The 23,802-nt window shown below is 71.6% G+C and carries 20 protein-coding genes and 1 rRNA gene; 10 read left to right on the top strand and 11 right to left on the bottom strand.

Annotated features, from left to right (window positions below; all coding sequences use genetic code 11):
- Positions 1 to 11: 11 nt before the first annotated feature.
- The 4 genes from ACQPY4_RS05555 to ACQPY4_RS05540 all read right to left on the bottom strand — a co-directional run bounded on the left by ACQPY4_RS05555 (position 12) and on the right by ACQPY4_RS05540 (position 3,966).
- A complete protein-coding gene (locus ACQPY4_RS05555; RefSeq protein WP_433333096.1) occupies positions 12 to 1,271 on the bottom strand; it encodes an MFS transporter in 1,260 nt (419 codons plus the stop codon).
- Between the two features lie 35 nt (positions 1,272 to 1,306).
- Positions 1,307 to 1,783 (bottom strand): MarR family winged helix-turn-helix transcriptional regulator, encoded by a 477-nt coding sequence (locus ACQPY4_RS05550; RefSeq protein ID WP_433333094.1) that lies wholly within the window; start codon positions 1,781 to 1,783, stop codon positions 1,307 to 1,309.
- A 132-nt stretch (positions 1,784 to 1,915) separates the two neighbouring features.
- Positions 1,916 to 3,415 carry an NCS2 family permease gene (locus ACQPY4_RS05545; RefSeq protein ID WP_433333092.1) on the bottom strand — a complete coding sequence of 500 codons (1,500 nt, stop codon included), beginning with the start codon at positions 3,413 to 3,415 and terminating at the stop codon, positions 1,916 to 1,918.
- 83 nt (positions 3,416 to 3,498) lie between these two features.
- Entirely contained in the window at positions 3,499 to 3,966 is a 468-nt protein-coding gene (locus ACQPY4_RS05540; protein WP_433333090.1) for a DUF4396 domain-containing protein, read from the bottom strand.
- Positions 3,967 to 4,080: 114 nt separating this feature from the next.
- Between ACQPY4_RS05540 and ACQPY4_RS05535 the strand changes: the two genes are divergently transcribed.
- Both ACQPY4_RS05535 and fusA read left to right on the top strand, forming a co-directional pair.
- A complete protein-coding gene (locus ACQPY4_RS05535) occupies positions 4,081 to 4,326 on the top strand; it encodes a DUF2530 domain-containing protein (protein WP_433333088.1) in 246 nt (81 codons plus the stop codon).
- 113 nt (positions 4,327 to 4,439) lie between these two features.
- Positions 4,440 to 6,482, top strand: a complete 2,043-nt coding sequence (fusA, locus tag ACQPY4_RS05530; protein ID WP_433333086.1) for an elongation factor G — start codon at positions 4,440 to 4,442, stop codon at positions 6,480 to 6,482.
- On the opposite strand, the gene ACQPY4_RS05525 is transcribed toward fusA, so the two are convergent.
- The gene (locus ACQPY4_RS05525) at positions 6,479 to 9,397 is read right to left on the bottom strand and encodes a sacsin N-terminal ATP-binding-like domain-containing protein (protein ID WP_433338812.1); all 2,919 of its coding nucleotides are present in this window, start codon (positions 9,395 to 9,397) and stop codon (positions 6,479 to 6,481) included. The genes fusA and ACQPY4_RS05525 overlap by 4 nt on opposite strands.
- 456 nt (positions 9,398 to 9,853) lie before the next feature.
- Positions 9,854 to 10,690 carry a DUF3027 domain-containing protein gene (locus ACQPY4_RS05520; RefSeq protein ID WP_433333084.1) on the bottom strand — a complete coding sequence of 279 codons (837 nt, stop codon included), beginning with the start codon at positions 10,688 to 10,690 and terminating at the stop codon, positions 9,854 to 9,856.
- A gap of 201 nt (positions 10,691 to 10,891) precedes the next feature.
- On the opposite strand from ACQPY4_RS05520, the gene ACQPY4_RS05515 reads away from it, so the two are divergent.
- Positions 10,892 to 12,280, top strand: a complete 1,389-nt coding sequence (locus tag ACQPY4_RS05515; RefSeq protein ID WP_433333082.1) for an MFS transporter — start codon at positions 10,892 to 10,894, stop codon at positions 12,278 to 12,280.
- Between the two features lie 4 nt (positions 12,281 to 12,284).
- Here the strand turns inward: ACQPY4_RS05515 and ACQPY4_RS05510 are convergent, their stop codons facing one another.
- Both ACQPY4_RS05510 and ACQPY4_RS05505 read right to left on the bottom strand, forming a co-directional pair.
- Positions 12,285 to 12,680 carry a cold-shock protein gene (locus ACQPY4_RS05510; RefSeq protein ID WP_433333080.1) on the bottom strand — a complete coding sequence of 132 codons (396 nt, stop codon included), beginning with the start codon at positions 12,678 to 12,680 and terminating at the stop codon, positions 12,285 to 12,287.
- Positions 12,681 to 12,817: 137 nt separating this feature from the next.
- On the bottom strand, positions 12,818 to 13,453 hold the full coding sequence (locus ACQPY4_RS05505; RefSeq protein WP_433333078.1) for an HAD family hydrolase: 636 nt from the start codon (positions 13,451 to 13,453) through the stop codon (positions 12,818 to 12,820).
- 330 nt (positions 13,454 to 13,783) lie between these two features.
- On the opposite strand from ACQPY4_RS05505, the gene ACQPY4_RS05500 reads away from it, so the two are divergent.
- Positions 13,784 to 14,185, top strand: coding sequence for a hypothetical protein (locus tag ACQPY4_RS05500; RefSeq protein WP_433333076.1), 402 nt, complete (start codon positions 13,784 to 13,786; stop codon positions 14,183 to 14,185).
- Positions 14,186 to 14,217: 32 nt separating this feature from the next.
- Here the strand turns inward: ACQPY4_RS05500 and ACQPY4_RS05495 are convergent, their stop codons facing one another.
- Positions 14,218 to 14,703, bottom strand: coding sequence for a GNAT family N-acetyltransferase (locus ACQPY4_RS05495; protein WP_433333074.1), 486 nt, complete (start codon positions 14,701 to 14,703; stop codon positions 14,218 to 14,220).
- Between the two features lie 162 nt (positions 14,704 to 14,865).
- On the opposite strand from ACQPY4_RS05495, the gene ACQPY4_RS05490 reads away from it, so the two are divergent.
- The 3 genes from ACQPY4_RS05490 (at position 14,866) to ACQPY4_RS05480 (ending at position 19,978) form a co-directional block, all read left to right on the top strand.
- Positions 14,866 to 15,486: a TetR/AcrR family transcriptional regulator gene (locus ACQPY4_RS05490; protein WP_433333072.1), complete on the top strand. Its 621-nt coding sequence runs from the start codon at positions 14,866 to 14,868 to the stop codon at positions 15,484 to 15,486.
- 125 nt (positions 15,487 to 15,611) lie between these two features.
- Positions 15,612 to 17,975, top strand: a complete 2,364-nt coding sequence (locus tag ACQPY4_RS05485) for a helicase-associated domain-containing protein (RefSeq protein ID WP_433333070.1) — start codon at positions 15,612 to 15,614, stop codon at positions 17,973 to 17,975.
- 443 nt (positions 17,976 to 18,418) lie between these two features.
- A complete protein-coding gene (locus ACQPY4_RS05480) occupies positions 18,419 to 19,978 on the top strand; it encodes a TROVE domain-containing protein (protein ID WP_433333068.1) in 1,560 nt (519 codons plus the stop codon).
- Between the two features lie 39 nt (positions 19,979 to 20,017).
- Here ACQPY4_RS05480 and ACQPY4_RS05475 read toward each other — a convergent pair whose 3' ends face one another.
- Positions 20,018 to 20,449, bottom strand: a complete 432-nt coding sequence (locus ACQPY4_RS05475; RefSeq protein ID WP_433333066.1) for a pyridoxamine 5'-phosphate oxidase family protein — start codon at positions 20,447 to 20,449, stop codon at positions 20,018 to 20,020.
- 94 nt (positions 20,450 to 20,543) lie between these two features.
- Here ACQPY4_RS05475 and ACQPY4_RS05470 point away from each other — a divergent pair, with 94 nt between their 5' ends.
- From ACQPY4_RS05470 to ACQPY4_RS05460, 3 genes are all read left to right on the top strand, one after another.
- The gene (locus tag ACQPY4_RS05470) at positions 20,544 to 20,936 is read left to right on the top strand and encodes a hypothetical protein (RefSeq protein ID WP_433333064.1); all 393 of its coding nucleotides are present in this window, start codon (positions 20,544 to 20,546) and stop codon (positions 20,934 to 20,936) included.
- A gap of 122 nt (positions 20,937 to 21,058) precedes the next feature.
- Positions 21,059 to 22,711, top strand: coding sequence for a DNA repair helicase XPB (locus ACQPY4_RS05465; RefSeq protein WP_433333062.1), 1,653 nt, complete (start codon positions 21,059 to 21,061; stop codon positions 22,709 to 22,711).
- A gap of 5 nt (positions 22,712 to 22,716) precedes the next feature.
- On the top strand, positions 22,717 to 23,523 hold the full coding sequence (locus tag ACQPY4_RS05460) for a hypothetical protein (RefSeq protein ID WP_433333060.1): 807 nt from the start codon (positions 22,717 to 22,719) through the stop codon (positions 23,521 to 23,523).
- 41 nt (positions 23,524 to 23,564) lie between these two features.
- On the opposite strand, the gene rrf is transcribed toward ACQPY4_RS05460, so the two are convergent.
- Positions 23,565 to 23,681, bottom strand: a 5S ribosomal RNA gene (gene rrf, locus ACQPY4_RS05455).
- Positions 23,682 to 23,802: the final 121 nt, after the last annotated feature.

The following is a 23,802-nucleotide window of genomic DNA, read 5'->3' as shown; positions in this document are numbered from 1 at the left end:
CGGTCGGCGGGTCACGAGACCGTCCCGGCCCCTTCGGCGGGCTCGCGGCGCAGGAGGCGGGCCAGCGTGGGACGCAGCGAGCCGCGCGGGGCCGCCACCGCGGCCACGGCCAGCGTCGCGGTGAGCGCGATCGCCCCGCCGAGGACGATGCCGAACCTCGGGCCGAACCGCTCGGCCGTCCAGCCGACCAGCGGGGCGCCCAGCGGGTTCGTCCCGAGGAAGACGAACATGTACAGGCCCATGACCCGTCCGCGCATCTCGGGCGCGACGCTGAGCTGCATGGTGGCGTTGGCGGCCGTGGTGAAGGTCATCATGGCGATCCCGGTGGGGACCAGCAGCGCCAGGAACGACCAGTACGTCGGCATCAGCCCGGTGATGATCTCCAGGACGCCGAAGGCCAGCGCGGCCCACAGCAGCAGGCTCAGCCGGGGCCTGGTCGCCCGCCGCGCGGCCAGCAGCGCGCCGGTCAGCGCGCCCGCCGCCAGCATGCTGGAGGCCAGCCCGAACGAGGACGCGCCGGTGTGGAAGACCTCGCGGGCGACCAGCGCGACGGTGATCTGGAAGTTCATCCCGAACGTGGCCACGATCCCGACGAGCATCAGCACGATCACCAGGTCGCGGCGGCCCCGTACGTAGCTCAGGCCCTCGCGCATCTGCCCCTTGGCGCGCTTGACCTTCTCGGACGGCACCAGCTCGCCCTCGCGCATCGCGCGCAGGCCGAGCAGGACGGCGACGAAGGACGCGGCGTTCAGCAGGAACACCGGGCCGGTGCCCAGCAGGGCGATCAGCACGCCCGCCACGGCCGGGCCGAGCAGGCGGGCCCCGTTGAAGGAGGCGCTGTTGAGCGCGACGGCGTTGGGCAGGTCGCGCCGTCCGACCATCTCGACCACGAACGCCTGGCGGGCCGGGTTGTCGATGACGGTGGCCATGCCCAGCGCGAACGCCAGCACGTAGACGTGCCAGACCTGGGCGTTGCCGGTGACGACCAGCAGGCCGAGGATCAGCGCGAGCGACCCCATCACCATCTGCGTCAGCATCAGGATGCGGCGCTTGGAGTAGCGGTCGGCGATCACCCCGCCCCAGAGCCCGAACAGCAGCAGGGGCAGGAACTGCAGGCCGGTGGTGATGCCGAGGGCCGTGCCGCTGCCGTGGGTCAGTTCCAGGACGAGCCAGTCCTGCGCGACCTTCTGCATCCAGGTGCCGACGTTGGAGACGATCTGCCCGGTGGTGAACAGGCGGTAGTTGCGGCTGCGGCGCAGCGCCCGGAACATGCCGGGCCGTTCGTCGGGAGGTTCTCCGGATTTTGTCAGGTCGACCGGCTGAGCTTGTCGAGGATCGGCGCCGCCTTGCGCAGGATCTCCCGCTCCGCCGGGGTCAGCTCGCTCAGCCGGCGCGACAGCCACGCCTCCTTGCGGCGGCGCAGCTCGGCCAGGTGCGCCAGCCCCTCCTCGGTCGGCCCCAGGACGACCTGGCGCCCGTCGGTCGGATGCGGGCTGCGCCTGACCAGCCCCTGCCGTTCCAGGAACGCGATCACGCGGGTCATCGAGGGCGGCCGCACCTTCTCGTGGTCCGCCAGCTCGCGCGGGGTCATCGAGCCGTGCCGTTCCAGGGCCGCGAGCGCGGCGAACTGGGTGAGCGTCAGCGGGCCCTCGTCCGGGTCTCCGATCTCGGCGGCCTTCAGGGTGCGGAGCCGGCGCGACAGCCGGGCGATCGAGATGCGCAGGTCTTCGGCCAGGCCCGGAGACCGGCCCGGCCCGCGTGGCGGCGTCGGTGGGGTGCTCATTTTCGTTCGCAGAAGTCATTGCCTTTGCTAACGATACCTCAGGGGGCCGGATTCCCCCAGAGGTCGCGCGTCACGTCCGGGCGACTTCTCCTCCGATCAATCGGTCGGCTACCTGGCCGACATCGTGCCACGTCAGGAGACCCCCAGCAGATCCTTGACCGGCTCCAGCGCGAAGTACAGGACGAACAGCGCCGCGATCAGCCACATCAGCGGGTGGATCTCGGCGAACCGCCGCCGGGCCGCCTTGATGGCCACGTAGGCGATGAAGCCGGCGCCGATGCCGACGGTGATCGAGAACGCGAACGGCATCAGCACCATGGTCAGGAAGGCCGGGATGGCGATGTCGTAGTCGTTCATGTCGATATGGCGGATCTGGGTCACCATCAGGAAGCCGACCACGACCAGCGCGGGGGTGGCCGCCTCGAACGGGACGATCGTCACCAGCGGCGCGAAGAACATCGCGACCAGGAACAGCAGGCCGGTCACGACGCTGGCCAGGCCCGTCCTGGCGCCCTCGGCGACGCCCGCCGCCGACTCGACGTAGGTGGTGTTGGACGACACCGACGCCGCGCCGCCGGCCGCCGCGCCGACCGAGTCGACCAGCAGGACGTTGCGGATGCCGGGCAGGTCGCCGTCCTCGTCGACCAGCTCGCCCTCCTTGCCGACGCCCACGACGGTGCCCATCGTGTCGAAGAAGTCGGCGAGCATGACGGTGAAGATGAACAGCAGCGCTGCGGTGACCCCGGCGCGCTCGAAGCTGCCGAACAGGCTGAAGTCGCCGACGAGGCTGAGGTCGGGGGTCTCGACGATCTTGTCGGGGAGCTTGGGGACGTTCAGCTGCCAGCCGTCGGGGTTGATCACCGGCTTGCCGTCCGGGCCCGGTCCCTTGTTGAAGGGCCCGGCGTCGGCCAGCCACTCCACCACGATCGCCAGCACCGTCGTCCCGAGGATGCCGATCAGGATGGCGCCCTTGACCCGGCGCGCCACCAGGAGCGCGGTGACCAGCAGGCCGACGGAGAAGACCAGCGTGGGCCAGCCCGACAGCGCCCCGGCGGCGCCCAGCTGGACCGGCACCGACGCCTCGCCGACCGCTCCGGGGACGCGGCGCACGAACCCGGCGTCCACGAAGCCGATCAGCGCGATGAACAGGCCGATCCCGACCGCGATGGCGGTTTTCAGACCGGGCGGGATGGCGCGGAAGACCGCCACCCGGAACCCGGTCACCACCAGGACCGCGATGATCAGGCCTTCGAGGACGATGATCCCCATCGCGTCTTCCCAGGACATGTCGCTGGCGATGCTGAACGCGACCACCGCGTTGAGCCCCAGCCCGGCCGCCATCGCGAACGGATAGCGGCCGATCAGCCCCATCCCGAGGGTGAGCAGCCCGGCGACCAGGGCGGTGGCGGCGGCGACCAGCGGAATGCTCGCCCCCGGCACCGTCAGGTCGCCGAGATACTGCCCGTCCTTGTCGGCCACGGTGCCGATGATCAGCGGGTTCAGCACCACGATGTAGCCCATGGTGAAGAAGGTGGCCAGCCCGCCCCGGACCTCGCGGCCCACCGTGGAGCCGCGCTCGGAAATCTTGAAATAGCGGTCGAGACCCCGCGCCTGCGCACTCTTTGCCGTCACGGGCGCAGCGTGCCAGACGGGACGGGGCGCGAACACCCCCCAGGGGCACCGAAACGGCAACGGATGCGTCAACGCGTCACACGTCAGTGATGCTCTCCGTGACCGCCGTGGAACTCGTGCACCACCGCGTGTCCCTTGCCCCGGGCGATCAGGTACCGGTTGACCGGGACGGTCACCACGAACGCCACCGCGAAGCTCCCGGCCAATGCCGTCCAGAACAGCGCGTCGAGCAGGCCCGCGTGCATCGCCCCCGGGACGGCGATCATGAATCCGTTGTCCATGATCTCCATCACCGCGATCGAGACGGTGTCGGCCGCCAGCGCGATGCCGAGCGCCCGCCGCAGGCCCACGCCCGCGGCCAGCACCGGGCGCATGGTCAGGCCGTAGCCGAACAGGAAGGCCAGGCCGACGGCCAGCGCGATGGTCTGGACGTTTCCCCAGCCCAGCGCGGTGCCGATGACCATCCCGAGGACCTCGCCGATGGCACAGCCGGTGAGGCAGTGCAGCGTGGCGCTCACCGCCTGCCGCGTCAGGTTCTTGCCGTGGTCCATGACCGACTCCTTCCCTCGGAACTGCTCGTTCACCATACCCTATACCCCTATAGGGTATGCAAGAACGATGGACGTGCCGCCGCCCACCCCGCGAAGGGCGCCTAAGCTGGGCCCATGACCCGAGCGCGCCGTCCCGACCCCGAGCCGATGCGGACCAACGACGTCCGGATCGCGGCGGCGGGCACCGCCGCCTGGGCCGTGGCCCTGGTCGTCCTGCTGGTCGCCGGCCTTCCCGAGGACGACCGCTGGTGGCTGTGGGTGTGCGCGGTCGGCATCGGCATCGGGCTGTTCGCCGTCTGGTACGTGCCCCGGCTGAACGCGTCCCGCGAGCGCCCGCCCGCGCCGCGCGACGGCGGCTGACCCGCCCGAAAACCCTTCGCGCCGTCCTCCTCGATCCGGTTACCGTCACGCGGACGTGACCGGAGATCGCCGGTCACCCCGGCGAATCCGATCGAGACCCGAAGGAGGACGGCATGCGCGCGATGGCGACCCGCGACCTGACGAAGGTTCGCAACATAGGCATCATGGCCCACATCGACGCGGGCAAGACGACGACCACAGAGCGCATCCTGTTCTACACCGGCGTCTCGTACCGCATCGGCGAGGTCCACGACGGCTCCGCCCAGATGGACTACCTCAAACAGGAGCGCGACCGGGGCATCACGATCACCTCGGCCGCCACCACCTGTCACTGGCCGCTGGACGGCGCCGACCACACCATCACGATCATCGACACCCCCGGGCACGTCGACTTCACCGTCGAGGTGGAGCGCTGCCTGCGGGTGCTCGACGGCGCGGTGACGGTGTTCGACGGCGTCGCCGGGGTCGAGCCCCAGTCGGAGACGGTCTGGCGCCAGGCCGACCGCTACGGCGTGCCCCGCGTCTGCTTCGTCAACAAGCTCGACCGGACCGGCGCCGACTGGAGCCGCTGCGTGGCGATGATCGCCGACCGCCTCGGCGCGGTGCCGCTGGTCGTCCAGCTGCCCATCGGGGCCGAGTCGGACTTCACCGGCGTCATCGACCTGGTGGAGATGCGGGCCCTGGTGTGGCACGGCGAGGACTACACGGTGACCGCGATCCCGTCCGGCCAGGCCGAGGAGGCCCGGCTGTGGCGCGACCGGCTGCTCGCGGACGTCGCCGAGCACGACGACGAGCTCATGGAGCTGTACCTCGCGGGCGACGAGCCCGGTCGGGAGCGGCTGCACGCCGCGATCCGGCGCCTGACCCTCGCACCGGACGGCCCCACGATCACCCCGGTGTTCTGCGGTACGGCCTTCAAGAACAAGGGCGTCCAGCCCCTGCTCGACGGGATCGTGCGGTACCTGCCGTCCCCGGCCGACATCGAGGCGATCGAGGGCGAGGACGGCGTGATCCGCAGGCCGTCCGAGCACGAGCCGCTCGCGGCCCTGGCGTTCAAGATCATGAGCGACCCGCATGTCGGGCGGCTCACGTTCGTCCGGGTCTACTCGGGACGCCTGGAGCCGGGAACCGTCGTGTGGAACCCCGTCCGGGCGACCAGGGAGCGGATCGGCAAGGTCTACCGCGTCCACGCGGGCCGGCGCGAGGAGATCGCGGCGGCCGGCGCGGGCGACATCGTCGCGGTCATGGGCCTGCGGGGCACGACCACCGGCGAGACGCTGTGCGATCCCGGCCATCCGGTGCTCCTGGAGTCGATGGACTTCCCGGCGCCGGTGATCGAGATCGCCGTCGAGCCCAGATCCCGGGGCGACCGCGAGAAGCTGGCGGCCGCCATCGCCCGGCTGGCCGAGGAGGACCCGTCCTTCCAGGTCCACCACGACGCCGAGACCGGGCAGACCGTCCTCGGCGGCATGGGCGAGCTCCATCTGGAGGTGCTCGTCCAGAGCATGAAGGACGACTACGGCGTCGAGGCGGCCGTGGGACGTCCCCGCGTCGCCTACCGCGAGACCATCCGCAAGGCGGTCAAGAAGGTCGTCCACACGCACAGGAAGCAGAACGGAGGACGGGGCGAGTACGCGAGGGTGCAGATCTCGATCGAGCCCATCGCCGAGCTCTACGAGTTCGTGAACAAGGTCACCGGTGGCCGCGTGCCGACGCACTTCATCCCGTCGGTCGACGCGGGCTGCCAGGACGCGATGCGGTGCGGCGTGCTGGCGGGCCACGAGATGACCGGCGTCCGCGTCGTGCTGCACGACGGCGACCACCATGTGGAGGACTCCTCCGAGCACGCGTTCCGGATCGCCGGGTCGCGCGCCTTCAAGGAGGCCGTGGCGCAGGCGTCGCCCGTGCTCCTCGAGCCCGTGATGGCCGTCGAGATCATCACGCCCGAGGAGTACCTGGGCGAGGTCATCGGCGACGTCGGCGCGCGCCGGGGGCGCGTCCAGGCCCTGGACGAGCGCTCCGGCGCCCGCGTCGTCCGGGCCCTGGTGCCGCTGTCGGAGATGTTCGGCTACGTCGGTGACCTGCGCGGCATGACCAAGGGCCGCGCGGCCTACGCGATGCAGTTCGAGTCTTACGCCGAGGTCCCGAGCGGCTAGAAGTGTGAGTAGGACCCGTGAGCCCCGGCCGCGTGCCGGGGCTCACGGCCGTCCAGGTCGGCCTCCGCGCGCAGGGTCGCGGCGGCGTCCGGGCTCCGCAGCACCGCCTCGGCCTCGAAGCGGTCCTCCCAGCGTCCGGCCAGCCAGGCCAGCCCCCGCGCGAGCCCTTCGGGGCCGGACGCGTGGAGCTCACCTTCCCCAAGGAACCAGGGCACGTCCTGCCCGTCCACGACCAGGCGGTCATGCGCGACGTAGGACACCACGGCACCGGGCAGAACGCCACCGACCACGTCCGGCACACCGGCCGGTACCCCGGACGACTCGACCGCCCCCGGCACCTCCTCCGACGCCAAGGGCAGGTCGAGCAGGTCGGCCAGCGGCCCCGCCAGCTCGTGCGACGGGATGACCAGCGGCTGCCCGGCCAGCAGCGGCAGCAGATCGGGCCGGTCGAGCACCAGGGCGTCCTCGGCCGCGACGACCTCGACCTCGCCGTCGACCACGGCCCGCACCCGCTCGGGCGGCGACACCTCGGCCCCCGACTCGGCCAGCGCCGTCCACAGCGCGCCCAGCCGGTCGCGCGCCACCGGGCGCGCGGGGTCGGCCATCCGGTCGAGCAGCTCCTGGGCGCCGCCCGGCTCCCGGAGCAGCTCGTCGAGCGACGTCCGCACCCCCAGGGCCAGCAGCAACTCGGGGTCGAACTCGACCGGGAGCGGCTCGTACAGGCCGGCGAGCAGATCGTCCGGGACGCTGTACTCCCCCGGGAGCCGCCCGTTCAGCACGGGATGCCGCCGCAGCCACCACGCCGTATAGGACGGCAACGCCACGCGCCGTCCGTCGTAGAGCATCACGTGCACGGGCTCCACCAGAGCGACCCGCACGGGAGGCTGAGCCAGAAGCCGCAGAGCCGCATCCCAATCGGCCACCAGCTCGAGATCACGAACGGCCCTGAACTCGGGAACGACCGGCGGCAGCTCCTGATCGCCGAGCCGGTCGAGGACGTCCTCGGCCCAGAGCTCCTCGTCCGCCAGGTCCTGCGACTCGACGCCGTCGGCCAGGGCCGGCAGGTTGACGTCCTCGGCCCGCACCAGCGCGAACCCGCCGAGCACCCCCGCGGCCTCCAGCGTCTCGGGACCCCAGCGCTCCACCACGCCCTCGGCCACGACGCCGAACGGCGCGTCCTCGGCCATCAGCCCCCGAAGCGGACTCTGCGGAAGCAGCAACTCCGCCGCCGGGTACAGGTCGCCGTCCTCCCCGGAGAGAGGGAGCTCTCCCAACCAGGGCTCGTCCCCCGGGTCCAGATGAGCCGCGGCCACCAACCCCAGCACGGCCTCGGCGATCTCGTCCGGATCATCGGCCTCGAACGCCCCCTCGACGGCCTCGCGCACCGCCGGATCGCCCAGCACCGCCCGAGGCCCGGCCTCGACCGCCCCCAACCGCAGCAGCAGAGGATGCGCCGCCTCCGGATCGACCAGCCGAAGCCCCAGAATCTCAAGCCCCTTCGGCAAATCCGACGCCACCAGCAGCCCGCGCGGCCCCCGCACCGTCCGGCCATCGGCCAGCGGAACGGGAATGGCCCCCAGAGCATCGGTCGACGCCCCCGTCAGGGACTCATACAGCTCCCGCCACCACAGCGGGGGTTGCTCCAGCCCGGCCAAGGCGTCCACCACATCGGCCAACTCCACCCGACGCACGCCCAAGGCATTCAAGCCCGGATGCCTGGCAGGCCACCGAGCGGGCAGCACCCCCGGCAGGATTCCCGTCCCCAATAGCCCCACAAACGCCGCCGGAGCGTCCACCACCACGGCGTCCCGCCCCCGCGCCCCGTCAGGCAACAGCACCGCATCGGGAAGCCGCCCCACGATCGCCCGGCGAATCCGCGCGTCCAGCTCCCCAACTCCGACAACCCCGGGCACCAGCTCAAGCACCGCGGGGTCACCGGCCAATTGCCCCATCAACCGCACATAGCCCTCGGCGGCCCGCTCGACCAGAAAGTCCGTCAACGCCCCCGGGGCGACATGCCGCCGATCCGGCGCCAGCGGAAACGAGCCGATCAGCAAAGCAGGCAGATCAAGCCGCTCATCACTGGGAGTAGGCGCATGCACAACCCGGGGGGCTTCACTCTCGCCCAGAGCCCAACGCACCTGCCAATAAGGCCGCGCCCGCTCCTCCACAGGCCGATCGACCAGCAACTCCGGCGGAACCACCCCATGATCCTCGACGACCCGCCAGGGCACGCCGTCGATCACGACCCGCCCGTCCGCCCGCTCGGCCGTGAGCGTCCGGACCTCCACCCCGTCGATCTCGATCTCGACCGTCCCGAGCGCGGGCAACGCCAGCATCAGCGCGGGCCCCGCCTCCTCCAGCTGCCGCCGCACGGCCGCGACCGCGTCAGCGTCCCGCAGAGGCAGCCGCACCACGGTGTCGAACCCGTCCGGTACCTCCACCTCACACGCGAACGGAAGCCGCAACAACGGCACATGCCCGCCCCGCCGTCCCAGCTCCTCACCCAGCCCCGGAACCCCGGACGCCAGCTCCCGCGCCCGCTCCAGCGACCACGAGACCCCGCCCCCACCCGACCCGATCGAGGGCTCGTCACTGACCGCCACCACGGCCGCGAACCCGACCCCGAACCGCCCGACGGCCCCGTCCTCGTCCCGCTTCCCCGAAGCCCGCAAAGTGGAAAGCGCCTCAACCCCACCCGCGTCAAGCGCAGCCCCCGTATTAGCCGCGCTCAGCACCGTCCCCCGCAAGGAGAACCGCACCCGCCCCGAAACCCCACCCCGAACCGCCGCATCCGCAGCGTTCTGAGCCAGCTCCACGACGACCCGATCCCGATACCCGCCAAGAACCAGATCCTCTTCGGCGTTGGCGTCCTCCCGAAACCGAGCGACGGACTCCGCCCACCCCCGAAGCACCCGCCCCCGAAGCGCAGCAACAACCGCCTCCACCAAACCCACCCCAGCCCTAGACACGCACGCCGAAACCCACCCCTCAGTGTGTCAGCGCCCCCCACCCCAACCCACCAAGATCACCACGCCCAATCCCGCTGAAGGCGTCTATCCGCAAACTGCAAGCGCGAGCCCCGGCCCCGCGCAGATCAGGGCACACTCACCCCCGCCACCAACACGCCTCAGCCGCCGCGAGCGCAGCCAAAGGCCGCGCCTCTCACGCCGAAGGCGTCAAATGCGCGTATTTTGCAATCCCGCCGAAGGCGTCTGTCTGCAAAATGCAGCGCGAGCCGCGCCCGCGACAAGCGACGAGCCGCCAGGCGAGGAGCGCAGCTCGCGGACGCAATAAACACGGGACGAGCCGCCAGGCGAGGAGCGCAGCTCGCGGACGCAATAAACGGAGCGCAGCTCGCGGGGGCCGGGCTAACTGTGCCCCAGTGCCTCTTCTGCTTCGTCTGCCGCCGGGCCGGTGGGGACGACGTCGTAGCCGAGTTCGTCGATGACGGGTGGGTTGTGCTCGGAGGCGGCGGGGAGGACGACGGCCTCGGAGTGGGCGCCGCAGCCGTGGTCGGCGGAGACGACGCGGCCGTCGTCGGGGGCGTACTCGTTGGCGCACACGCCGAAGACCTGGCGCAGCTCACCGGCGAGGGGGACGAAGAAACCGCAGGTGGAGCACTGGGCGGGGGCGGAGGCGGCGATGGGGGCGCGGGGACCGGCGACGCCCTCGTACCAGCGGACGGCGGCCTCGTCGCGGCCCTCCTGGGACAGGACGCGGACCCGGCCGAGGCCCAGTTCCCACTGGGCCTGGTGGTCGGCGGCGTCGGAGGTCTGGCCGAGACCGGCGGCCAGGCGGACGTCGTCGGCGGCGGTGGGCAGCAGGTCGCCGGGGCCCAGGTCGCCGGGGCGCAGCCGCTCGAGCCAGGGCACCCACTGGGGGGCCAGCAGCGCGTCCTCGCCGGGAAGCAGGACGCATTCGTCGACCGTGACGTTCTTGGCGCGGGAGGCGCGGGTCACGGTGACCGCCCAGCGCCAGCCTCGGTAGGCGGGGTCGAGGCATTCGAAATCGTGGGTGACCAGGCGGTCGCCCTCGGACCGCAGGCCGAGGTGCTCGCCGACCGGATAGGGCCGGGCCGTCTCGACCGCGGCCTCGCGGGCCAGATCGACGGCTTCGGCGCAGGCCGCGTCGATGGCGGGCGTGCGCGCGCGGCGCGCTGTGGTGGTGGCCGAGCGAGCGGGACTGGACTGACGGGTTGGGCTCACGGATCAATTCTCGCGCATGGAAGGGCATGGCCGCGCACAGCACCCGTCAGAACGGTCGGGTCCCCCGCTCCGTACAGCCGTAACGCCGTCGCGGTTTCCGGCCCGGCGAGCGTCCCGCGAGGTGCGGGACGCGTTTTCGGGGAACGTAATCTCATTGTCGGGCCCCCTGACCGAAACTCGCCCCTGAGGAGAGCAGACCGCATGGGAATCCGGAGCCGCGCAGGCGCGATCGGGCGTTCCGTGCGCGGCGGTGCCCGCGGGACGGGACGCGCCGTGAAGAACGCGGGGCGGTTCACCCGGCGCGCCACCCACGCCCAGGGGGCGGGACGCAGCGGTCTGGGCAGCCTGATCGAGACCGGCGCGGTCAACGCCGCCGGTGACGCCCTGGTCGCGGTGGCGCTGGCCGGCACGCTGTTCTTCGGGCTGGAGGTCGACAAGGCGCGGGGTCAGGTCGCGCTGTACCTGCTGGTGACGATGGCGCCGTTCGCGCTGGTCGCGCCGTTGATCGGCCCGGCGCTCGACCGGATGCGCCATGCCCGCAGGTACTCGATCGCCGGGACGTTCGTCGCCCGCGGCCTGCTGTGCTGGGGCATGGCGGGCGCCGTCCTGCACGACGACACCGTGACGTTCCTGCCCGCCGCGTTCGGCGTGCTGGTCCTGTCGAAGGCTTACGGGGTGCTGCGGGCGGCCGTGGTGCCGCGCGTCCTGCCGGACGAGATCACCCTGGTGACGGCGAACGCGCGCTCGTCGTTCGCGGGGCTGATCGCGGCGGCGGTCGCGGCGCCGATCGGCGCGGGGATCGGGGCGCTCACCGGGCCCGACTGGGTGCTGCGGATCGCCATGGTGGTCTTCCTGCTCGGCGTGGTCTTCGCGATGCGCATCCCCCGCCATGTCGATCTTCCGGACGCCGACGCGCCGCCCCCGGAGGACGCGCCGGAGAAGCAGCCGCGTGGCCACTGGCGGACACTTCCGCGTGTCGGACCGGCGGTGGCCGAGGCGATGCAGGCCAACGCGGCGCTCCGGGCGTTCTCGGGCTTCCTGATCCTCTATCTGGCCTTCCTGCTGCGGGAGGAGCGGTTCGGTCAGGTGTCGAGCAACGTGGCGCTGGGACTGCTGGCGGCCGCGGCGGGGGCCGGTGGGCTGGCGGGCACGGCGCTGGGCGCCTGGATGAAGGCGCGGGCGCCCCGGTTGATCGTGTTCGGGACGCTGGCGTTCGTCACGGGCATGGCGGCCGCGAGCGCGATCTTCTTCGGTCTGTGGGCGGCGCTGGCCGTGGCCCTGACGGCCGGTCTCGGCCAGTCGCTGGGCAAGCTCTCGATGGACGCCGTGGTGCAGCGGGAGATCGGTGAGGAGGTCCGCTCGTCGACGTTCGCGGTCACCGAGACGCTGCACCAGCTCGTCTGGGTGGTCGGCGGGCTGCTCGGGCTCGGCGCGTCGATCGTGGCCGACGGACGGGTCGCGCTCTCGATCGTCGCCGGGGTGCTGGCGCTGGCCCTGGCCGGGCTGCTGCTGCGCCCGGCGGGGCCGGTGCGCGACCCGCACGCGCGGGCCGGGGTGGTGGGTGACGCCCACCCCGGCGTCCGGACCTGACGGGTCAGGTGTGCAGGTCGTCGGCGACCGCGCGGAGCACGGTGGCGATCTTCTTGGCCTCGGCCGGGCCCGGGTGCTTGCCGCGGCGGTAGGTCTCGGAGATCCCGTCCAGCAGCTTGATGAGGTCCTCGGTGATCAGCACCATCTCGTCGGGCTTCTTGCGGCGGGCCTTGGCCACCGACTTCTCGACCGACGGCGGGGTCTCCAAGGTGCGCAGCGACAGTGCCTGCTGTCCGCGTCTGCCCTCGACCACTCCGAACTCGACGCGCTGGCCGGGCTTGAGCGTGGTCACGCCCCCCGGGAGCGCGGAGGAGTGCACGAATACCTCACCGCCGTCGTCGCGGGTGAGGAAGCCGAAGCCCTTGTCGGCGTCGTACCACTTGACCTTGCCAGTGGGCACGGGAGACCTCGTTCAGTTCTCGTCCGGGATTGACGTAAAGATTACAGCTTGTCGGGAAAGCCCGTGTGGTGCCGCACGGCGCCCGGGCGACCCATCACGCTACGCCGCGCAGGTCGAACACGCACGCGAATATAGGGTCAGCGTGACGGGCCGATCCACTCCGGGAAAGCCAGCAGGTCGGGGAGAACGACATCGGCCCCGTATGCGGTGAGCGCGGCCGCGTCGAACGACCCCGTCGCGACGCCCACGGCCACCGCTTCGGCCGCCCTCGCGGCGTCCACGTCGCCGGTGTGGTCGCCGACATAGGCGTCGGCCCCGAATGCCCGCAGGGCCGTCCCCTTGTCCGCGCCGAAGACGCCGCCGACGACCTCGTCCACGGGCAGGCCCAGGAAGGCGACCGTCCGCTCGGTGTCGGCCTGGTTCTTGCCGGAGACCACGATCGTCCGCCCGCCCAGGGCCCGGACGAGCTCGATCGCCGCGGCGGCGCCCGCCATCAGCGTGGTGGCGGGCACGGCGACGTCGGCGTAGACGGCGCGGTATCGGGTGGCCATCTCGGCGATCCGCTCGGCGGGGAACCAGTAGGCCAGCTCCTCCTCCAGAGGAGGGCCGATGCGCCGCACGACGGCGGCGGTGTCGATCGGGACGCCGGTCTCGGACGCCAGGACGTCGTACACGGCGGCGATCCCGGCCCGGCTGTCGGCGAGCGTCAGGTCGAGGTCGAACCCCACGGAGGGGGCGTGAACACGGATTTCGGTCGCAACTGGCTCCACCACGTCCCACAGGGTAAATGAGTAGGTATGAGGGAGTTGCGGCGGCACCGGAGCGGGCGGACGATGGAGGTCCGCGGAGAGCGACGAGGCCCTCACAACGCGCGCACCCGCGCTCCCCTGGTAGTGGCGATGCGACGGGATCCGAGTAGGAGAGCGCGGGAGTCTGATGCGCAACGGATGTTGCGATTTATATTCGACCGGAACTGGCTGGGCCGATCGACCGAAACCGAGGCTTCGTGATGTCGGATATACCCGGCCACCTCCCCACGAACCACATGACCAGGCAAAAAGAGAGCCACCACCATCCCCGCCCGACAAGGAAAAGAGGGCGCCATGGCCGACGAGAGCGACCGCACCTCGACCACCACCGAACCCAAGGGTGACCAGCCCGTCGCGCGCCACCGGACGACGCGGCTGCCCCGCCCGCGCGCGGGCGCCCTGGCCGCCGGGCGCAGACGTGCCGTGAACCTGCTCGCGGGCCTGGTCTCGCTGGTCACCACGCTCGTGGTGATCGTCCTGGCGATCCACATCGTGTTCGTCGCGTTCGAGGCCAACGGAGCCAACGACCTGGTCAGCACCGTCCGCGACTGGGCCGACGACCTGGCCTGGGAGTTCAGGGACGTCTTCAAGCCCGAGGATCACAAGGCCGAGGTGGCCGTCAACTACGGCCTCGCCGCCGTCGTCTACCTGATCATCGGCCGGATCGTCGTCTCGCTGATCAGGCGGCTCGGCTGAACCGCGCCTACCCCGGGGGGCCCGCCCCGCGGTCAGAGGTCGCGGCCGGGGAACCGCACGGCCTCGAACGGCCACGCGGTGGTCATCCACTCCCGGACGAACTCCTCCAGCTCCTTCTCGACGCTGGAGTCCTCCTCATCGGCCCGCACCCAGAACACCACCACGGCGTCGGCGTCCGCGGTGTCGGACGGGGCCACGTGAATGCGTCCGAGCTGGCGTTCCTCGTCGGGGGTCGTGACGACGTAGCTCAGCGACCGCCGCAGCTGGCCCTCCTTCTGCAGCCACGCGACGTCGATCAGCGCCTGCTCGAAGGTGAACTCGCGCTCCGGCCAGCCCCACTCCGCGCCGAAGCGCTCCGACAGCCGTTCGAGGCTGGCCAGCACCGCCCCGTAGTCCTTGACCGTGTCGTGGACGGTGATCGGGCGGATGCGGAACCTCGGCCCGGCCACCAGCGTGGGGATCACGAAGTCCTCCGAGAGGAAGGCTCCCTGGCCAGCCTTACGCGGAGATACGAACATCGTCGACCCTTCCGACAACGCCCCTTTCCGGCGACGGGGGCGCGGAGCAAAGAACTCTAGCCGCCCGCCGCGGGGTGCGAGACGGATCGCCGATTCGGGCGCGCCGGGCGCCGACGCCCCGCGCGAACATGCCTTATCGTGCTTGCGGAGGAACTCACCAACATGACGACATCTACGCGCGAGCGGATCGTGGCCGAGTCGCTTCGGCTGTTCGCCGACCGCGGCTACGCCGCGACCTCGGTGGCCGAGATCGAGGCGGCCGCCGGTCTGTCCCCTGGCGCGGGGGGACTTTACCGGCACTTCCGGTCCAAGGAGGAGGTGCTCTCCTCCGCCATCCGCGAGCACATCGAACGGACCCGCAAGCAGGTCGACGCGGTGATGGAGCTGTCGAAGAGCTTCGCCGAGCGTCCGCTCGACACGCGGCTCCGGATGACCTGTCAGGCCGGTCTGGCCAAGATGCGCGAGGAGCAGGAGCTCGTCCGCGTCCTGTTCCGCGACCTCGACCAGTTCCCCCACCTGGTCGCCGAGATGCGCGAGGGCATCGTCAACCCCCTGTACGACGGCATCGCCCGCTGGCTCGCCGACCAGCCCGAGTTCGAGCACTCCGACGAAGACTGGCCCGCCATCGCGGCCATCCTCGGCGGCGCGGTCATCAACTACTGGCTCACCAACGAGTCCCTTTACGAGCCGCCGACCCGCATCAACGAAGACCGCTTCGTCGCCGGTTGGGTCCGGCTGGGCCTGGGCCTGGTGAGTTCCGAACCGGCCCCCGCCGCCCCCTGACGCACAGCCGCCTCCCCCCGCTCACCACCCCGGGTCGCGTCCCCGAGGGCGATGGGTGTGAACACGCTCGTGCGGGCTCCTACGCTGAAGGGCACGGACCGGGCGGGATCTGAGTGGGGAGCGGGATGGATTCATACGCGGACTGGCTGCGCGCACGCGATGACGGAGAGCTGCGCGCACTGCTGTCCGCGCGTCCCGAACTCGGGGCGCCCGTTCCCGCCGACATCGCCGCGCTGGCGGCGCGCGCCACGACGCCGACCGCGATCAACCGGGCGCTCGACCGGCTCGACCGCTTCGCGCTGGCCGTCCTCGAGACGGTGCTCGTCCTGCCGAGGCCGGTGGACGCCGCCGACCTGCCGGGCGCGGCCGGCGCCTCGCCCGAGCAGGCGGCCGACGCGGTGGCGCGGCTGCGGCGGCACGGCCTGATCTGGGGCGACGGCCCGATCAACCCCGCGCCGGGCGTCCGGCAGGCCCTCCCGCACCCGGCCGGGCTGGGGCCGCCGGTCCGCGAGGTCTTCGCGGGCTACCCGGTCGAGCGGCTCACCGATCTGATCACCGACCTCAGCGGCGCGGCGCCGCGCGGCTTCCCCGATGCCGGACGGCTGCTCGACCGGCTCGCGGAACTGCTGGCCGAGCCCGAGCCCCTGATCGACGACGCCGGGCCCGAAGCGCGCGCGGCGCTCGACCAGCTCGCCTGGGGCCCGCCGGTCGGCCGCGTCGCCGACGCCCGGCGTCCCGTCCGGACGGCCACGGCGTCCACGCCCATCGAGCGGCTGCTGGCGCGCGGCCTGCTCGCCGCCGAGGACGACCGCACCGTCACGCTCCCGCGCGAGGTCGCGCTGCACCTGCGCGGCGGAAGCCTGTTCCGGGACGTCAGCCCCGTCCCGCCCCCGCTCACCGGGGGCGAGGCCCGCCGCGACGACCTGGTGGTGGGTGCGGCAGCGGGCGAGGCGTTCGCCACCGTCCGGATGGTCGAGGAACTGCTGGAGCGCTGGGGCGTCGACCCGCCGCCCGTCCTGCGCAGCGGCGGCCTGGCGGTGCGCGACCTGCGCGCCGCGTCCACGCTGCTGGACGTCGAGGAGTGGCGCGCGTCGCTGCTGGTGGAGATCGCCTACGCGGCGGGCCTGCTCACCCGGAGCGGCGACCTGGACGGCGAGTGGCTGCCCACCCCCGCCTACGACCTGTGGCTGATGCGCGACACGGCGGGCCGCTGGACGGAGCTGGCCCGCGCCTGGCTGAAGTCGGGCCGGGTCGCGGGGCTGGCCGGGGAGCGCGACGACCGCGACCGGCTGATCAACACGCTGAGCGAGGCCGTCGCGCGGGGCGGCGCGCCCGACATCCGGATGTCGGTCCTGCGCGTCTTGGGCGAGGCCGAACCGGGCGTCGCCGTCGACGCCGACTCGGTCAGGGCCCGGCTGTCGTGGCTGCGTCCGCGCCGGTCGGGAACGCTGCGCGACCGGCTCGTCGGCTGGACGCTGCGCGAGGCGGCGGTGCTCGGGCTGACCGGGTTCGGCCGTCTGGCCCCGTATGGCCGCGACCTGCTGGACGGCGACGACCCCGAACCCGGCCTGGAAAAGCACCTGCCCGCCCCGGTCGACAAGGTCCTGGTGCAGGCCGACCTCACCGCCGTCGCGCCCGGCCCGCTGGTGACCGAGCTGGCCAGGGAGCTGGCGCTGGCCGCCGACGTCGAGTCGACCGGCGGCGCCACCGTCTACCGCTTCACGCCCACCTCGGTCCGCCGCGCGCTGGACGCCGGGCGTACCGCCGCCGACCTGACCGGACTGCTCACCCGGCATTCGTCCACCCCGCTGCCGCAGCCGCTGACCTACCTGATCGAGGACGTCGCGCGCCGCCACGGGCATCTGCGGGTGGGCGCGCTGGCCTCCTACGTCCGGTCGGACGACGCCGCCACGCTGGACGAGATCATGGCCGACCGCCGCTCGGTCTCGCTGCGGCTGCACCGGCTGGCGCCGGGCGTCCTGGCCTCGGGCATGCAGCGCGCCGACCTCCTGGAAGGCCTGCGCGCGATGGGCCTGTCCCCCGTCGCCGAGTCGCCCGAGGGCGGCGTGATCGTGACCCGGCCGGACGCGCAGCGCGCCGAGCCCTCGCCCACCGCCGAGATCGTCCGCGTCCGCCCGGACGAGGGCGCCGACCCGGCGATGGTCGCCGCGACCGTCCGGGCGCTGCGCGCCGGGGACGAGGCCGCCCGCCACGGGGCCGAGCAGGCGCGGCTGCGGGCCGACGCCCCGTCCGGCGAGCCGCCGCGCTCGCCGACGGTCGCGACCGTGGAGCTGCTGCGCGGCGCCGTCGAGAACGGTTCGCGCGTCTGGATCGGCTATCTCGACCAGCAGGGCCAGTCGTCCAGCCGGATCGTCGAGCCCGTCCGGGTGGAGGGCGGCTTCCTGACCGGCTACGACGCCACCCGCGCCGCCGTCCACCGGTTCGCCCTGCACCGCATCACCGGCGTCGCCGAGCTGGACGACGAATAATTCGATTGCCGTCCCGCACCGCCTCCGGCATCGTTGGGGCCGTCGGCAAGAGACGCGAAGAAAGCGAGAGGAGGTGCCCGGTGCATAACCATGAGAATCGATACCGACCATGGCGCGGCACCATTGTGAAGCACCTCCGAAGACCGCCGCGAAAATGTCGATAGAACGGCGCAAGACGCCGTGAAAGAACGTGTGTGCCCGGTGCGCAGGCCGCGGTTACTTCCGCTGATAACGGGGTGGTCGCAGGTTCGAGTCCTGCCCGTCCGACTCGTCGGACGGTAGCTCAGGGGATAGAGCGCCTAACGTACCGCAGCCGCTACGATCTCGGGCACACCCTCCTTTCCTGCCTTTACCGCCCGGTGCGCGGTTCAGGGTTACTTCCACTCTTAATGGTTCCCACCCCTGGACGATCCGATCTCGGGCGGCTCCACAGGAGATCCACCATGGCCAAGTTCAACCGTTCCGGCGTGACCGGCGCGATCAGCGCGATCACGTCCCGCGCCCGCCCGACGGGCCGCACCCATGAGGGCGCCCCCGGCTACGCCCGCGACACCAAGGGCGAGCTGTTCCTGCTCGCGGTCGCCAACATGGTCGGCGAGCAGACCTTCTACGAGCACGCGAGCGACCGCGACGCGCGGTTCCGCGACCTGGTCGGGGAGGTCGCGATCAGCGATCCCGAGTGGCTGACCCGCATGGTCGGCTGGCTGCGCGACTCCGCGGGCCTGCGCTCGGCCTCGGTCGTCGCCGCCGCCGAGGGCGTCATGTCGCGGCTGTGCGCCGAGCAGTCGGGCGGCAACCGCCAGCTCATCGACGCGGCACTGCGCCGCGCCGACGAGCCCGGCGAGCTGCTGGCCTACTGGCACGGCCGCTTCGGCCGCTCGCTCCCGCAGCCGGTCAAGCGCGGCGTCGCCGACGCCGTCCGCCGCCTCTACAACGAGCGCTCGCTGATCAAGTACGACTCCGGCGAGGGCTTCCGGTTCGGCGACGTCCTCGACCTGACCCACCCCAAGCCGGTGACGCCGCGCCAGGGCGACCTGTTCGAGCACGCGCTCGACCGCCGCCACGGCCGCGACAAGCCGATCCCGGAGTCGCTGGCCATGCTGCGGGCGCGCGCGGACCTGCTCGCGCTCCCGGTGGACGAGCGGCGCGCGCTGCTCGACCGGCCGGACGCCGAGCGGATCCTCGCCGACGCCGGAATGACGTGGGAGTCGCTGGCCGGCTGGCTCCAGGGCCCGCTCGGGGCGACGTTCTGGGAGAAGATCATCCCGTCCATGGGGTACTTCGCCCTGCTGCGGAACCTGCGCAACTTCGACCAGGCCGGGGTGTCGGACGAGGTCGCCGAGCGCGTCGCGGGACGGCTGGCCGACCCCGAGCAGGTCCGCCGCTCACGGGTCATGCCGATGCGGTACCTGGCCGCCTACCAGGCCGCCGCGTCGCTGCGGTGGGCATGGCCGCTCCAGCGCGCGCTGGACGCGTCCCTGGCCAACGTGCCCGCGCTCGACGGCCGGACGCTGGTGCTGGTCGACCGCTCGGGCTCCATGTTCGGACGGATGTCGCAGCGCTCGACCCTGACCTCCGCGGACGCGGCGGCCCTGTTCGGCGCGGCGCTGGCACAGCGTGCCGAGCGGGCCGACCTCGTCCAGTTCGGCACGAGCCACGCCAAGGTGTCATTCACCCGGGGCGAGTCGGTGCTGAAGGTCATCGAGCGGTTCGGCTCGATGGGCGGCACCGAGACGGCCGCGGCGGTGCGGGCGCACTACCGCGGTCACGACCGGGTGGTCATCGTCACCGACGAGCAGGCGTGGGCCGGCTACCGCGGCGAGGAGCCGGCCAAGGCCGTCCCGGAGCGGATCCCGGTCTACACCTGGAACCTCGTCGGCTACCAGCACGGCCATGGTCCGTCCGGCAGCGGAACGCGGCACACCTTCGGGGGCCTGTCGGACGCGGCGTTCTCGATGATCCCGCTCATCGAGCGCGGCGTCGCCGCCGACTGGCCGTTCTGAAAGGGGGCCGCCCCTCCTCGGGGGCGGGCGGCCCCTCGCTCAGTCGGCGTAGAGACGGGTGAGCCAGCGTTCCGGACGAATCCTGACCATCACCTGCTCGTCCGCCACCCCCCTGGTCGACTCGATGTACTCGGCGCCTTCGACGGGGCCGAGATAGCGGTCGGCCAGGGCCTGGCGTACACCGGGAGCGGTGGGCTCCTCCACCGACTCCACGACCCCCTCGACCGACACGTACGAGTAGGGCGGCTCGGACCGCTGCGCCACCAGGCTCACCCGTCCGGCCGCCCTGATCAGCGCCATCTTCCGGCTCCGGCCCGAGGTCGAGACGCTGATCACGCCCCCGGGCTCGTACAGGTACCAGACGGGCATCGAGAGCGGCGCCCGTCCGGGCTCGGCCACCACGCTCAGCACCGCGACATGCGCCCGCGCGAGGAACTCCTCACGCTCGTCCACGCTCATCTGCCGGACCATGAACACTCCTCTCCGTTGATGGGTCAAGAATGCCGGAACCACCCGATAGCCTGCGTAGTCGGAACAAAGACCGGCGGCGACGGAAGGCGACCACATGGGCGGCTACGGGGGGCGACCACCCGGCTGGAACGACCCGTACGGGCCGAATACCGGCTGGTCAGACCCGTATGCCAAGAACCCCTACGGGTATGGGCCACCGGGCATCCCGCACGGCGCGCCGAGCAGCAACGGCCCGATCATCGCCGCCGTCGTCTGCAACAGCGTCATCACGGCCCTGTGCTGCAACGTCTTCGCCATCCCCGGAATCATCACCTCCGCGATCGCCCTGAACCGCGCCTCCACCGACCCCCGCTCCGCCCGCACCCTCCTGGTCTGGAGCTGGGTGATCTTCGGCGTCTCCATCGTCGTCTGGCTCGCCCTGGTGATCATCCTGGCCGCGCTGGACGCCTCGAACACCTCCGGCGACGACACCTACAACGGCGTCTGACACAGAACCCCAGGAAGAGAAGGCCGGGTCCGGGCGTTGGACTCTGAGACCGCCGCGCACGGCCTTCAGGTAGCGTGCAGGTCTCTTCCGAATCCTTCCATCCACGACGGGGGCTGCTTGCTGTGTCCGACGGTCCGCTCATCGTCCAGTCCGACAAGACCCTGCTGCTCGAGGTCGACCATGAACTGGCCGACGCGTGCCGCAAGGAGATCGCGCCCTTCGCCGAACTGGAGCGGGCACCCGAGCACATCCACACCTACCGGGTGACGCCCCTCGCCCTCTGGAACGCGCGCGCCGCCGGCCACGACGCCGAGCAGGTCGTCGACACCTTCCTGAAGTACTCGCGCTACCCCGTCCCGCACGCGCTGCTGGTGGACGTGGCCGACACCATGGCCCGCTACGGACGGCTCCGCCTGGAGAAGCACCCGACGTTCGGGCTCGTCCTCGGCTCGTCCGACCGGGCGGTGCTCGAAGAGGTCCTGCGCGCCAAGAAGATCAAGGGCATGCTCGGCGACCGGGTCGGCGAGGACACCGTCGTCGTCCACCCGAGCGAGCGCGGCGCCCTCAAGCAGGCCCTGCTCAAGCTCGGCTGGCCCGCCGAGGACATCGCCGGCTACGTCGACGGCGAGGCCCACCCGATCGACCTCGTCCAGGACGGCTGGACGCTGCGGACCTACCAGAAGGACGCCGCCGAGGCGTTCTGGCACGGCGGCTCGGGCGTCGTCGTCCTCCCGTGTGGCGCGGGCAAGACCGTCGTAGGCGCGGCCGCGATGGCCCAGGCCCGGGCGACGACCCTCATCCTGGTCACCAACACCGTCTCCGCGCACCAGTGGAAGCAGGAACTGCTCAAGCGGACGTCCCTCACCGAGGACGAGATCGGCGAGTACACCGGCACCAAGAAGCAGATCCGCCCGGTCACCATCGCGACCTACCAGATCATGACCACCCGCAGGAAGGGCGCCTACGCCCACCTGGAACTCTTCGACGCCCGCGACTGGGGCCTGGTCGTGTACGACGAGGTCCATCTGCTCCCGGCCCCGATCTTCCGGATGACCGCCGACCTCCAGGCCCGCAGGCGCCTCGGCCTGACCGCCACGCTCGTCCGGGAGGACGACCGTGAGGGCGACGTCTTCTCCCTCATCGGCCCCAAGCGGTACGACGCCCCCTGGAAGGACATGGAGTCGCAGGGCTGGATCGCCCCGGCCGACTGCGTCGAGGTGCGCGTCACCCTCACCGACTCCGAGCGGCTGGCCTACGCCACCGCCGAACCCGAGGAGCGCTACCGCTTCTGCGCCACCACCGACACCAAGACCCGCCTCGTCCAGGCGCTCGTCGACCGGCACCGCGGTGAGCAGACCCTCGTCATCGGCCAGTACATCGACCAGCTCGACGAGCTCGGGACGCTGCTGGACGCACCCGTCATCAAGGGCGAGACCCGCATCCGCGAACGCGAGCGGCTCTTCGACGCCTTCCGGGCGGGAGAGATCAACGTCCTGGTCGTGTCGAAGGTCGCCAACTTCTCCATCGACCTGCCCGAGGCGACGGTCGCCGTCCAGGTCTCGGGCGCCTACGGGTCCCGCCAGGAGGAGGCCCAGCGGCTCGGACGGCTTCTCCGTCCCAAGTCCGGCGGCCAGGGCGCCCGCTTCTACGCGGTCGTCGCCCGCGACACCCTCGACCAGGACTACGCCGCCCACCGGCAGCGCTTCCTGGCCGAGCAGGGCTACGCCTACCGGATCGTGGACGCCGACGCCGTCCTGGCCGGCGACGAGATCTGAGCCCTGTGGACCACGCCCGGCTGCGGGACGGCCTGCTCCGGCCGTCCCGCACGCACCTCGCCGAAGCCCGGGAGCTGCTCGCCGAGAGCACCGCTCCGGACACGGTCTGGCGGACGCTCATGGGCCACGACCCGCGCCGGACGTTCCTGCACGGCTCCCGCTGCACGAAATGCCGGGGCGGAGGCACCGAAGGCGGCTACCACGACAGCGATCTCACCGAATGGGGACCGGACGCCTGGACGTGCGGCCGCTGCCGCGCGACGGGCCTCGACCCTTCGTCTCCGACGCTGCCCGAGGCCGCCGAACAGCACGTCCTGACGATCGCGACCGCGCCCGAGGCCGCCCGTCAGGCCGAGGAGAACGCCTGGCGGATCGCCACGATCCTCGAACCCTGGGGCGTTCCCCACCCCGAACGTCTGGTGTGGAGAGCCGCGGGACGCACCTACCTACCGGGCCTCCCGGACCCGTTCCAGCCCACCGTCAACCTTCTGTTCTTCACCCACTGGAAGGCCGATCTCGACTCCGTGGGAAAAGAGTTCCTGAAGTTCTTCGAGGGCTCGCCGACACATCTGAACCCTCACCACCACGCGCGCAACCAACTGGCATGGGAAACCGCGGCTCAGCGCGGCTACACGGTTCCCGAGAAGATCGTCCACTACAACGGAGAGAAGGACATGTCGACCCACCCCCTGGTGGGACGCCCCTTCTCGGAACTGCCGAACCCCTACACGCCATTGCTGGACATCTGGCGCCTCGGCTTCGTCTTCGAGGGCATCACCAAGGGCGTCATTCAACTCTATGCCGCAAAATGAGAAAGGCCCCGCCGTGACGGCGGGGCCTTCCTGCAATAAAAGTCCGGCGGTGTCCTACTCTCCCACACAGTCTCCCGTGCAGTACCATCGGCGCTGAAGGGCTTAACTTCCGGGTTCGGGATGGGACCGGGTGTTTCCCCCTCGCCAAAACCACCGAACGACCAACCCAACACCCCCTCGAAACAACACAAGGGCCGTGTTGGAAGCTTGTCGTCCAAGCGCAAGGCTCAGACATATCTAATTATCAAATTCACGGTTCCCGGATTGTTTTCTGGGAAC

This window comes from Spirillospora sp. CA-294931, from assembly GCF_050946795.1.
Taxonomy (GTDB): Bacteria; Actinomycetota; Actinomycetes; order Streptosporangiales; family Streptosporangiaceae; genus Spirillospora.
This window is presented reverse-complemented; position numbering and strand designations above follow the sequence as displayed.